Annotated in this window: 11 protein-coding genes and 1 pseudogene; 4 read left to right on the forward strand and 8 right to left on the reverse strand. The window is 70.6% G+C overall.

What is annotated here, in order from left to right; translation table 11 throughout:
- Nucleotides 1–68: 68 nt before the first annotated feature.
- The 4 genes from LIX60_RS08680 to LIX60_RS08695 form a co-directional block, all read right to left on the reverse strand.
- Entirely contained in the window at nucleotides 69–2471 is a 2403-nt protein-coding gene (locus tag LIX60_RS08680; protein ID WP_227957931.1) for a bifunctional diguanylate cyclase/phosphodiesterase, read from the reverse strand.
- 255 nt (nucleotides 2472–2726) lie between these two features.
- A complete protein-coding gene (ligA, locus tag LIX60_RS08685; protein ID WP_374117830.1) occupies nucleotides 2727–4934 on the reverse strand; it encodes an NAD-dependent DNA ligase LigA in 2208 nt (735 codons plus the stop codon).
- Nucleotides 4935–5089: 155 nt separating this feature from the next.
- Nucleotides 5090–6103, reverse strand: coding sequence for a methionine synthase (locus LIX60_RS08690; protein ID WP_227957932.1), 1014 nt, complete (start codon nucleotides 6101–6103; stop codon nucleotides 5090–5092).
- Between the two features lie 175 nt (nucleotides 6104–6278).
- Complete coding sequence (locus tag LIX60_RS08695) at nucleotides 6279–6968, reverse strand: SDR family oxidoreductase (RefSeq protein WP_125624622.1); 690 nt, start codon at nucleotides 6966–6968, stop codon at nucleotides 6279–6281.
- Nucleotides 6969–7147: 179 nt separating this feature from the next.
- Between LIX60_RS08695 and LIX60_RS08700 the strand changes: the two genes are divergently transcribed.
- Entirely contained in the window at nucleotides 7148–7510 is a 363-nt protein-coding gene (locus tag LIX60_RS08700) for a DUF427 domain-containing protein (RefSeq protein ID WP_227957933.1), read from the forward strand.
- Between the two features lie 25 nt (nucleotides 7511–7535).
- Here the strand turns inward: LIX60_RS08700 and LIX60_RS08705 are convergent, their stop codons facing one another.
- On the reverse strand, nucleotides 7536–8072 hold the full coding sequence (locus LIX60_RS08705) for a hypothetical protein (RefSeq protein ID WP_227957934.1): 537 nt from the start codon (nucleotides 8070–8072) through the stop codon (nucleotides 7536–7538).
- Between the two features lie 580 nt (nucleotides 8073–8652).
- Between LIX60_RS08705 and LIX60_RS31410 the strand changes: the two genes are divergently transcribed.
- The 3 genes and pseudogenes from LIX60_RS31410 to LIX60_RS31925 all read left to right on the forward strand — a co-directional run bounded on the left by LIX60_RS31410 (nucleotide 8653) and on the right by LIX60_RS31925 (nucleotide 9483).
- A complete protein-coding gene (locus tag LIX60_RS31410; protein WP_308101126.1) occupies nucleotides 8653–9003 on the forward strand; it encodes a transposase in 351 nt (116 codons plus the stop codon).
- Nucleotides 9004–9030: 27 nt separating this feature from the next.
- Nucleotides 9031–9249 (forward strand): annotated as a pseudogene (locus LIX60_RS31415) (transposase); the annotation flags it as partial.
- Between the two features lie 15 nt (nucleotides 9250–9264).
- The gene (locus tag LIX60_RS31925; RefSeq protein ID WP_374117968.1) at nucleotides 9265–9483 is read left to right on the forward strand and encodes a transposase; all 219 of its coding nucleotides are present in this window, start codon (nucleotides 9265–9267) and stop codon (nucleotides 9481–9483) included.
- Nucleotides 9484–9505: 22 nt separating this feature from the next.
- On the opposite strand, the gene LIX60_RS08715 is transcribed toward LIX60_RS31925, so the two are convergent.
- The 3 genes from LIX60_RS08715 to LIX60_RS08725 form a co-directional block, all read right to left on the reverse strand.
- Nucleotides 9506–9811, reverse strand: a complete 306-nt coding sequence (locus LIX60_RS08715; RefSeq protein WP_227957935.1) for a hypothetical protein — start codon at nucleotides 9809–9811, stop codon at nucleotides 9506–9508.
- Nucleotides 9812–9979: 168 nt separating this feature from the next.
- Nucleotides 9980–10420 carry a hypothetical protein gene (locus tag LIX60_RS08720; protein WP_227957936.1) on the reverse strand — a complete coding sequence of 147 codons (441 nt, stop codon included), beginning with the start codon at nucleotides 10418–10420 and terminating at the stop codon, nucleotides 9980–9982.
- 14 nt (nucleotides 10421–10434) lie between these two features.
- Complete coding sequence (locus LIX60_RS08725) at nucleotides 10435–11262, reverse strand: polymorphic toxin-type HINT domain-containing protein (protein ID WP_227962678.1); 828 nt, start codon at nucleotides 11260–11262, stop codon at nucleotides 10435–10437.
- Nucleotides 11263–11491 lie beyond the last annotated feature (229 nt).

Genomic DNA, 11491 nt, shown 5'->3' on the forward strand with positions numbered 1-11491 from the left:
CAGGGCATCCCGGGTGGGCGGCCGGGCAGCCGGTGGCCGGTGCCGTCGGTGGCCCGCCGGCCGGTGCGTCAGGTGACCCGTTGTTCCGAGGGGCGGTCGGAGCCCTCCGGCGGCGCACTCCTGCCGGCCGGGCGGCCGAGGCCCTGCGCCGGGCGGGGGCACTCGGTCCGTTCCGGGGTGGGCGAGGGAGCCGAGGCCGCGGCGAGTTCGGGGCGGAGGGACTCCGGGCGGGCCGGTTCCGTACGGTGCGGCTCGGGGCGCGCCGGTTCGGGGCGTGAGGGGTCGTGGCGCGGCTCGGGGCGGGCGGGGTCGTGGCGCGGCTCCGGGCGGGCCGGTTCCCTGCGGGCGGGCGGCTCCGCGCGGAGGGAGGACTCGGGCCGTACCGGCAGCTCCGGGCGGACCGGCTCGGGGCGGACGGTGGGCTCGCCGCGCTGCCAGCCGCTCTCGCCCCGCAGCCGCAGCCAGGCCGTGGTCTCGTCCGGCGGCATCGCGGCGGCGACCAGCCAGCCCTGCACGGCGTCGCAGCCGAGGTCCCGCAGCCGCTCCCAGGTCTCGTCGTCCTCCACGCCCTCGGCGACGACGAGCAGGCCGAGGGAGTGGGCGAGGTCGACGGTGCAGCGCACGATCTCGGCGTCCTCGTTGTCGACGGCGAGCCGGGCCACGAAGGAGCGGTCGATCTTGAGCTCGCTGACCGGCAGCCGGCGCAGGTGCACCAGCGAGGAGTAGCCGGTGCCGAAGTCGTCGAGGGACATCTTGACGCCGTGCCCGGTGAGCCCGGCCAGGGTGTCCGCGGCGCGCTGCGGGTCCTCCAGCAGGACGTGCTCGGTGATCTCCAGCTGGAGCGCGGACGGGGGGACGCCGTGCCGGGCGAGCCGGGCGGCGACCGAGCCGGCGAAGCCGGGGGTGTGCACGTCGCGCGGCGAGACGTTCACGGCGACCGGCACCATGAGGCCCTTCCCGCGCCAGGCGGCGACCTGGCGGAGGGCGGTCTCCAGGACGTACTCGGTCAGATGGGGCATCAGGCCGGAGGACTCGGCGATGGCGATGAACTCGTCGGGGCTGACCCGGCCGCGCTCCGGGTGCACCCAGCGCACCAGCGCCTCCAGCCCCCGCACCCGGCCGTCGAAGCCCACCTTCGGCTGGTAGTGCAGTTCGACGTCGCCCGCGTCCAGGGCGCGGCGCAGATCGCCGAGGAGGCCCAGCCGGTCGGGGGTGTTGCCGTCACGTTTTGCCTCGTAGACCTCGCAGCCGCTGCGGTCCCGCTTGGCCTGGTACATCGCCACGTCGGCGCGGCGCAGCAGGTCCTCGGCGTCCAGGGCGTGGTCGGGGAAGACGGCGACGCCGGCGCTGGCCTCCAGGACGAGGGTCAGCCCGTCGAGGTCGAGCGGCGAGCCGAGTTCGCCGACGAGCCGGCGGGCCGTGCGCTGGGCGCTGGTGGTGGAGTCGGCGACGGGCAGCAGGACGGCGAACTCGTCGCCGCCGAGGCGGGCGGCCTCGGCGCCGGGCGGCAGGGCGAGCTTGAGCCGCTCGGCGATCTGCAGCAGCAGCCGGTCGCCCGCGAGGTGGCCGAGGGTGTCGTTGACGGAGCGGAAGCGGTCGAGGTCGATCAGGACCAGCGCGGCGCGGGCGCCGACGCGCTCGGCATCGTCCAGCGCGGACCAGGTGCGCTCCAGCAGCCACTGACGGTTGGGCAGGCCGGTGAGCGGGTCGCGCAGCTGTTCCTCGGCGCGGGCGCGGGCGATCCACAGGGTGGAGTCGAGGGCGATCAGCGGAACGGAGAAGAGCGGCAGGAGGACGGGCATCTCGACGGCGACCACGCAGATCAGCGGGGCGATGCCGAGCAGGGCAACGCCGACGAGCGCCTGCCGGACGAGGGCCGTCCGGGCGGCGCTGGGCAGGCCGTGGGTGCGGGGGGCCAGGCAGTACCAGAGGAGGACGCGGGTCACCAGGAGGTAGCTCAGGGCGGCCAGCACGAGTTCGGGCAGGACGAGGACGCCCCACTCGGAGGGCTCCCAGGGCCGTTCCACCGAGGGGGAGACGCCGAAGGCGGCGAGCACCAGGGCGGCGGCTCCGATGCCGAGGATGTCGACGGAGCCGTGGAGCAGCCCCTGTCTCCAGCGCTGGTGCCGGGCGGCGCTGACCAGGACGACCACGGCGAGGCTCACGAGGACGGCCGGTACCCAGCCGTAGAGCAGCAGCACGGCGAGGGTGAGGGCGGCGCCGGAACCGGTGCCGCCCCACCAGCGGTCGCGGCCGAGCGCCACGAGATGGCCCACGATGATGCCGGTGAGGACCGCGAGGGACCAGCCGGCGGCGCCGGTGGGGAACAGTGCCCTCCCGCCCAGCAGCACCCGGCAGACGCCGGCGGCCAGCGCGCACGCGGCCACGGCGACCGTGGCCGTCGGCAGCAGCGCGGGCGCGGTGGCCCGGCGTCCCCCTGACGCCGAGTCAGCGCTGTCGGTCGGTTTCATTCCCGTCCTCTCACAGCCGGCGGTGCCCGCCCCCGTCCGGGCCGGTCCGGGGTGGATCGTGGGCCGGACGCCCGGTGCCACCGGTCGCGGTACCGTCGCCCACGAGCTCCCACCACACGGCCGCGCACGGCGGGCGCACACCCTCAACAGTAGGCTGCCCGGCGCCTGGACGGGCAGCGATCCGCAGGGGTTGCCCGAATGCGGACCAGGCACACCGAAGCGTCTGGTATGCGCCGAACGGGTGTCATGTGACGGCTACTCGGCGGATGTCTGTGCGACTTCACGGGCCGCGTCGGGACCGTGTTCGAGCAGAACGGCGAACCCCTCCTCATCCAGCACGGGAACCTTGAGCTGGACCGCCTTGTCGTGTTTGGAGCCGGGGTTGTCACCTACCACGACGAAGGCCGTCTTCTTGGAAACGGAACCGGTGACTTTCGCTCCGCGGATCTGCAACGCCTCTTTCGCGCCATCTCTGGTGTGCGAGGAGAGCGTGCCCGTGACGACGACGGTGAGTCCCTCCAGCGGACGGGGGCCGTCGTCCCGGCCGGATTCCTCCGCCATCCGCACCCCGGCGGCCCGCCACTTCTCCACGATCTCGCGGTGCCAGTCCTCGGCGAACCACTGTTTGAGCGAGGCGGCTATGGTCGGCCCGACGCCCTCGGTGGCCGCCAGCTCCTCCTCGTCCGCCTCGGCGATCCGGTCCAGCGAGCGGAACTCGCGGGCCAGCGCCTCCGCCGCGACGGGGCCCACATGGCGGATGGACAGGCCCGTGATGATCCGGGCCAGCGGGCGCTCCTTGGCCGCGGCGATGTTCTCCAGCATGGCGAGGGTGTTCTTCTTCGGCTCGCCCTTCTGGTTGGCGAAGAAGGTGACGACCTTGGGCTCGCCCGTCTTCGGGTCGCTCTTGGGCAGCCCGGTGTCCGGATCGAGGACATGCGACTTGATCGGCAGCAGCTGCTCCACCGTCAGGTCGAAGAGGTCGCCCTCGTCGCACAGCGGCGGCTCGGCCGGCTCCAGCGGCTGGGTGAGCGCGGTGGCCACCACATAGCCGAAGTTCTCGATGTCCAGCGCCTTGCGGCCCGCCAGATAGAACACGCGCTCGCGGAGCTGCGCGGGGCAGGTGCGGGCGTTCGGGCAGCGGAGGTCGATGTCGCCCTCCTTCATGGGGCGCAGCGGAGTGCCGCAGTCGGGGCACTCGGCGGGCATCACGAACTCCCGCTCGCTGCCGTCCCGCAGGTCCGTCACCGGGCCGAGGATCTCCGGGATGACGTCCCCGGCCTTCCGCAGCACCACCGTGTCCCCGATGAGCACGCCCTTGGCCTTGACCACCTCCTGGTTGTGGAGGGTGGCGAACTCGACCTCCGAGCCGGCGACGGTGACCGGCTCGACCACCGCGTAGGGCGTGACCCGCCCCGTGCGGCCGACGCCGACCCGGATGTCCACCAGCTTGGTGTTCACCTCCTCGGGCGCGTACTTCCAGGCGATGGCCCAGCGCGGGGCGCGCGAGGTGGAGCCCAGCCGGCCCTGGAGGGGCACCTCGTCGACCTTGACGACGACGCCGTCGATCTCGTGCTCCACGGAGTGGCGGTTCTCGCCGTAGTGGGCGATGAACTCGCGGACCCCGGCGAGGGAGTCCACCACCCTGGCGTGCGGGGTGGTGGGCAGGCCCCAGGCGCTCAGCAGGTCGTAGGCCTGCGACAGCCGGTCGATGGAGAAACCCTCGCGAGCGCCGATGCCGTGCACCACCATGTGCAGCGGGCGCGTCGCGGTGATCTTGGGGTCCTTCTGGCGGAGCGAGCCGGCGGCGGCGTTCCGCGGGTTGGCGAACGGCGGCTTGCCGGCCTCCACCAGCCGGGCGTTGAGCTCGGTGAACCGCTCCATCGGGAAGAAGACCTCCCCGCGGATCTCCACCAGCTCCGGGATGTTCTCCCCACTCAGCCGCTCGGGGACGTCCGTGATGGTGCGGACGTTGGGCGTGATGTCCTCGCCCGTGCGGCCGTCGCCGCGGGTGGCCGCCCGGGTGAGCCGGCCGTGCTCGTACGTCAGATTGACCGCGAGGCCGTCGATCTTGAGCTCGCAGAGGAAGTGATAGCCGGTGCCGCCCAGCTCGCGCGCGATGCGGTCGCCCCAGGACTCCAGCTCCTCGTCGTCGAAGGCGTTGTCGAGGCTGAGCATCCGCTCGCGGTGCTCGACCTCGGTGAACTCCGTCTCGTACGCCCCGGACACCTTCTGGGTGGGCGACTCGGGGGTGCGCAGCTCCGGATGCTCCTCCTCCAGCGCCTCCAGGGAACGCAGCAGCCGGTCGAACTCGGCGTCGCTGACGACCGGGGCGTCCTTCACGTAGTAGCGGAAGCGGTGCTCCTCGACCTCCTCCGCCAGCCGCTGGTGCCGCTCCCGGGCCTCCGGGGGCACCGCCGATCCCGTCTCCGCGACTGCCTGCACCGCCTGCTCTTCACCGGCCACCGTGCCGTCCTCCCGTCGCCGCCGTACGCCGCCCGCCCTGTGCGGTCGCCGCCTCTTCCCGCCGTGCCGTCATACGCCGTGCCGTGGTGCCGCCCGGGCCGTCGCGCCGTCCTTCCCCGTACTGCTCGACCGTCCCCCGCACCGCGCCACGGTCGTCACTCTGGGTTGTCCGCGAGCGACCTCGCCGCCCGGGCGCAGTGCGCCAGCGCCGAGCGCGCGTAGGCCGGTGAGGCACCGGCGAGACCGCACGACGGGGTGACCGCCACGGACGTGGCGAGACTCCCCGGCGACAGCCCCAGCCTGCGCCACAGCGTTCTGACACCCATGACACTAAGGGCAGGGTCTGACAACGCGGTGTCGGTGCCCGGCACGACTCCGGCGAAGAGCGCCGTCCCTCCCTCCACTGCTTCCCCGATCGGCTCCTCGTCACGCTCGGTGAGCAGCGAGAAATCGAACGAAATACCCGCCGCCCCCGCCCGCCGCAGCAGCGCGAAGGGCACATCCGGCGCACAGGAGTGCACGATCACCGGCGCGCCACCGGCCGCCGCGACCACCTCGCGGAGCGCCCCCTCGACGACGGCCCGGTCCACGGCGTTGTAGGTGCGGTAGCCGCTGGCCGACCGCACCCGCCCGCTCAGCACCGGGGTCAGCGACGGCTCGTCCAGCTGGAGCACCACCTCGGCGCCGGGCACCCGCCGCCGCACCTCGGCGAGATGGCCGCGCAGCCCCTCGGCGAGCGAGGCGGCCAGGTCGCGGCAGGCCCCGGCGTCGCTCAGCACCGCCTCGCCGCCGCGCAGTTCCAGCCCCGTCGCGAGCGTCCACGGGCCGACGGCCTGCACCTTCAGCGGGCCCTCGAACCCCTGGGTGAACTCCTCCAGCGCGTCGAGGTCCTCCCCCATCCAGGAGCGCGCGCGCCGGGTGTCGCGGCCCGGGCGGTCGCTCAGCCGCCAGCCGCTGGGCTCGACGTGCGCGTACAGCTCGGCCAGCAGCCCGATGGTGCGGCCCAGCATGTCGGCGCCCGGGCCACGGGCGGGCAGCTCCGGCAGATGCGGGAACGCCTCCAGTGAACCGGTGACCGTCTTCGCCGCCTCGCGCGCGTCCCCGCCCGGCATGGACCCGACCCCGGTCGCGGCCGCCGTACCCCAAATGAACCTGCTCTTCTCGCTCACGCGGTGAAGCGTACGAGACGACCCCTCGCGCGACGGGGGAGCCCGGGGCGGGCGGCGGGGGCGCGCGGGCACCGGTTCGGGCCCGGCGGCGACGTCACCGGGGCGGGGCCGTGCGGACGGACGGCCCGGTGCGGGGCCCGGAGCGGACGGCCCCGCACGGCACGGCGTCCGGCGCTCAGTGGCCGGGGCGCACCGACAGGTCGGTGATCTCCGCGTCCCGGGGCAGGGTGAGCGCCGTGACGACGGTGGTGGCGACCGACTCCGCCGCGATCCAGCGCCCCTCCTCGTACGTCTTGCCCTCGTGCTGGTGGACCTTCGCCTGCATGGGCGTGGCGGTGCGGCCCGGGTAGACGGAGGTGACGCGTACGCCGTTGCCGTGCTCCTCGGCGCGCAGGGAGTCGGCGAGCGCCTTCAGCCCGTGCTTGCTGGCGGCGTACGCGGACCAGTCCGGGTTGGCACGCAGCCCGGAACCGGAGTTGACGAAGACGACATGGCCGCGGGACAGCCGGAGCTGCGGCAGCAGCAGCCGGGTCAGCTCTGCGGGCGCGACGAGGTTGACGGCGAGCTGCCGGTTCCACGCCTTGGGGGTCAGCTCGCCGACCGTGCCGAGCTCCACCACACCGGCGGAGTGGACGAGCGAGTCGAGCCGCTCCGGTACCTCCTGGTGGCTGAGCGCCCAGGACAGCTTCTCCGGGGCCGCGAGGTCACCGACGAGCATCCGCGCCCCGGGGAACGCCCGTTCCAGCTCCCGGGCCCGCCCGGCGTCCCGCGCCAGCAGCCACAGCTCGTCCCCGCGCTCGTCCAGCCGCCGCGCCACGGCGGCCCCGATGCCCGATCCGGCCCCTGTGATCAGATGTGCAGTCATGGGCCCAGCTTGCCGCACGGGCGGCGCACGGCCGCTCCCCGGCGCCGGGGCGCCATGCCGTGCCCGGGTCGCGGAGCCGCCCGGCCTGCGGGGAAGAAGGACGGCGGCCGGCTTGCTGTCGGAAGACGAGAAGCTGGACAGGACCGCAGCCCCCGCAGCCCCGCACGAAGGAGCCTCCCGTGACCGCAGGACACCGCATCACCGTCGAACAGGGCACCGAGCACGTACGGGTGACGCACGCCGGGCAGGTGCTGGCCGAGAGCCGCCGCCCGCTGCTGCTCCGCGAGACCGGCTGCCCGGTCCGCTACTACCTCCCGCCGGAGGACGTCCGGACGGACCTCCTCACCCCGTCGGACACCAGCACCCACTGCCCGTTCAAGGGCGACGCCGTGTACTGGTCCCGCCCAGAAGCCCCGGACCTGGTGTGGGCCTACCCGGACCCCAAAACCGAAGTGGCGCGGATCAGGGACTACTTCTGCTTCTACGAGACCGAGGTCGTCACCAGTGCCCCGGCCACCGGGGCCGCTGCTCAGCCCCGTTGAGCCCGGCGCTCTCCAGAGTCGGTGATCACGCTCCCGCCAGCAGGACGAACCCGGCGACGGCCCCAATGACGCCAAGCCCCCCGAGGATCTTCAGCGGCATGGTCATACGGATCTGCGGCTCGGCGGTGCCGCCACGGGATGGACCAGAACGTGGTCCCGCCATGGTGATGCCCAGACCGAGCAGGGCCAGGCCCACGGAAGCCATCAGCACGGAGAACCCTCTGGTCCAACTGTTCTCGCGGACCCAGCCGCTCGGCGAGTCCCGGACAGCGAGTGTGTCGCCCACGCGCAGGTCGTCATCTCGTCTGTTGGAGTAGGTGCCGAGCACACGGCCATCGTCCGCAGTTATGGGGCCCCTGCAGAGGTAGGGATCACTCCGCGTGCCCGAACCCCCGCAGTACTCGATGCCGGCCTTGCCCGAAGCGCCCACGTGCCCGATCACCACAACGGCCGTGCCGGCACTGAGCCACGTGAGGAGCAGCGCGAAAAGCGCTATGACCACACCGAACGGACGGCTGAGCCAGAGATGCGCAGCTCCGCCGGTCTGTGCAAGGTCCCCCATACGCGGGAGCCTAACAATCACCATGCTCTCCAAGAACTGCCTGAACTGCTTCTCACTCGGCCTCGGCAGCGAGGCTCCGACCGCTGGACCGGAGCGCCCGCAGGCCCCTCGGCCCAGGTCAGGCACCACCGCTGCACCGACCGGACGCCGACCCGCACGTCCTTGGATCGCACGTTCGTCTCGCTGAGGGTGAACCACTCGGCCGCTTGGAGCCGCGGTGGTGACCGTCACGTCGACGAAGTTCTTGTCCTCCGCTGTGACGATAGTGACAACCACGTCCCGGGTCGTGGTCTCGCCGGTTTCCGGATCGGTGACCACGACTCCGTGAAACGCGGTCCTTCGCTCCCGCCACCCCCGCCACCGCCGTTTCCACCGCCGCCCGTCGGTGCATTGGGAATCGTCTCGGGGGTGTAGGGCTCCTCCTCGGTGTATCCGTCGGGCGCCGGCCAGCCGTTGCCGCCGTTGCACCCGTCGCACCACAGGCCGGTGGGGTCGCTGAAGGCGATGGGGTTGTAGCGGGAGTAGATGTAGGCGCCTAGGCAGTGTCTTCAATTGATCTTGATTGGTGGATCATGGTCGGGTGATACGTCGCCATGAACTGTCTGATGCCGAGTGGGAGTTCGTCCGGCCGTTGTTGCCTGTGTCGTTGCGTGGGCGTAAGCGGGTGGATGACCGCAGGGTCCTGAGCGGGATCGTGTGGAAGTTCCGGACTGGAACAGCATGGCGGGACGTGCCTGAGCGTTATGGGCCGTGGGCCACGCTGCACACGCGTTTTCGCAGGTGGGCGGCGGACGGGACGTTCGAGCGGATGCTGCGTACCGCGCAAGCCAAGCGGACGAGGCGGGTGATGTCGAGTGGTTGGTATCGGTTGACGCCACCATCGTGCGGGCCCATCAGCATGCGGCGGGGGCTCGAAAAGGGGGCTCCGTGACGCGGCGCTCGGCAGGTCCAGAGGCGGCCTGACCAGCAAGTCCATCTGGCCTGTGACGGACGAGGGCGTCCACTTGCCTTCGTCATGACAGGCGGAAACACCAACGACTGCACCCAGTTCACCGCTGCCATGGAAGCGATCCGGGTACCCCGGATCGGCCCCGGACGGCCCCGAGTCCGGCCCGATCACCTCCTGGGTGACAAGGGCTACAGCTCGAAAGCGATCCGCACCTGGCTGCGAAGGTGAGGCATCGCCCACACCATCCCTGAGCGGGCAGATCAGGTCGCAAACCGCCTCCGACGGGGAAGCAGCGGCGGACGCCCGCCGACATTCGATCGGGACCTGCACAAGCGGCGCAACGTGGTGGAGCGGTGCTTCAGCCGGCTGAAGCAGTGGCGCGGCCTCGCCACCCGCTACGACAAGACTGCCGAGTCCTACCAAGCCGCCGTCACACTCGCCTCGCTCCTGATGTGGGCGTGAAGTCCCGACGAGCACTTGGTCCTCAAAGATGGAGTTCGGTCTCCCAGGCTTCGAACGGCGGCTCGACCCGATAGCTCGGGTCGCAGCACGCCCGAATCCACTGCGCGACCCGGTACTGCGCGTCCCCGTCATTCAGCACCATGCCGTCTGCATCGACTTGCAGCACGTTGCCGTAGATCGCGAAGACCTGCTCCAGCGATGAGCCGGAGTGAAAGACGCTTGATCGGTAGTCGACCCCCTCGAGCAACTCGACGTCGATGGTGCCGTTCGCCAAGTAGAAGGCGAACAGCCGGAGCGAAGCGCGCACGTCGATAGAGAGATGTTCCACTCACGCATCATCCACGACCTCAGCACCGTCTCGGCAAGATCTTTTGACGACAGGGCCTAGGTTCTGCGGGTCGTACGGGGCGACGAGTTCGTCGGTGCTGAGGAACAGCGAATCCCCGAAGGGGCATAACCCCCTTCGGGGATTCGTTATTCCGTCACGGGCTGCTCTCTACTCCCATGTGGCCACGAGATCGGCAGCGACAACGAGAATCGAACCGCACGTGAAGGAAACTTCGTGCGACATACCCGACGGATGCGGAAGTACTTCGTCCAACTGCAGGGAACCCAGGCGAGGAAACATACCGTCGGACTCCTCAGCGTCCACATGGAAAGACTGGACGTCCGAGTAGCGAATACGCAAACCGCTCTCATGTTTCCACTCGTTCGGAGCAAGGGCAAATTCGAGAGAAACTTGCCCTTGCTCATCAACGAGAGTTGCCTTGCTCAGCTCCAGATCCTTAACGCACCGAACCCCTCGGAAGTCGTAGTGATCCGGGTGAGCGGCAAACACCGCCGCGCCGGGGGGAAGGTCGTCGGAGAGCTGCGGGAGTACCTGCAAGTAGTTCTGCGGATCCAGGTGGTACCCGTACCGGTCCTGCAGCGGCTCCACACGCACGTACTTCATTAGCATCTACCGCCAGTGATGCGCGAACGCTTCCAGTTGTCGCCCTTCACGCTCTCCGTTCCTTTGGGGCCGATACGGCCATCTCGCCTCAACTCGCCCACGGCTAGCCCCTTCAAGTTATTGTAGACATCTCGCGGAACGTCGACGTCAGCACTCTTTCCGTGCTTCGAGAACCATCCATCACTGCCGAAGATCCCGACTTCCTTACCCTTGTGGTAGACGTGAACCTCGAATTCAGTCGTACCACCGATGTCAAATCTGTCGACGCGCCCGGTGTAATTGCTCCCGAAATTCAGGGGATCTTTCGGCCCGCGTACATACAGCCCTCCTGCATTGTGAACGAGGACCGGTGTCTCGCCCGCCAGCACATAGTACGTGTGGATGTCGTCGATGGTGAGGTCGTGGGTGCGCTGGCGCTGTGTGAAGTGGCGGCCGGCGATGACGGTGACGGTGTCGCCGTCGGGGGTCCGGAGGGTGGTGCCGGGCTTCAGATCACCCGCGTCGATCCACCGTGCCTCCGATTCCGACCAGAAGGGGTGGTTCACCGTGGAGATGAGGGAAGCCGGGCCGTCGTTGGTGGTGACCGTCACGTCGACGAAGTTCTTGTCGTCCGCTGTGACGATGGTGACGACCACGTCCCGAGTCGTGGTCTCGCCGGTTTCCGGATCGGTGACCACGACTTCGTCGCCGATCTCGACGTCTTCGATGTCCTTACGCGTACCGTCGGAGAGAAGGACTTGAGTGCCGGGGGACTTCGACCTGCGGCAGAGGTGCCCCGGTGACTTCGCGGGCCTGCGCGCGGAAGGCGTCCAAACCCGTGAGGTCAGCCGGCCCGCGGTGGCGGAGCCGAGAGCGGGAAGAGTGGGCGGCCGTGCCGTGCGCGGCCCGCGTCACGGCCCGCGTCACGGCCCCGCAAGATGCCTTGCGGGGCCGTCGACATTCGCCTGCGCTGCCGTCAAACACCGATATCTACTGCTCGGCAAAGACGGGCGTGCCGATCTCGCATTCATCGGCAACAGGTTCCGTATGAGTTTCTAATCTCCGTCTAGACGCAAT

It is taken from the genome of Streptomyces sp. S07_1.15 (assembly GCF_020739505.1).
Lineage (GTDB): Bacteria > Actinomycetota > Actinomycetes > Streptomycetales > Streptomycetaceae > Streptomyces > Streptomyces xinghaiensis.

Coding starts and splice junctions, on each gene's coding strand:
- LIX60_RS08705 (WP_227957934.1), bottom strand. CDS start 8,072: ATGGGGGACCTTGCACAGACCGGCGGAGCTGCGCATCTCTGGCTCAGC.
- LIX60_RS08695 (WP_125624622.1), bottom strand. CDS start 6,968: ATGACTGCACATCTGATCACAGGGGCCGGATCGGGCATCGGGGCCGCC.
- LIX60_RS08680 (WP_227957931.1), bottom strand. CDS start 2,471: ATGAAACCGACCGACAGCGCTGACTCGGCGTCAGGGGGACGCCGGGCC.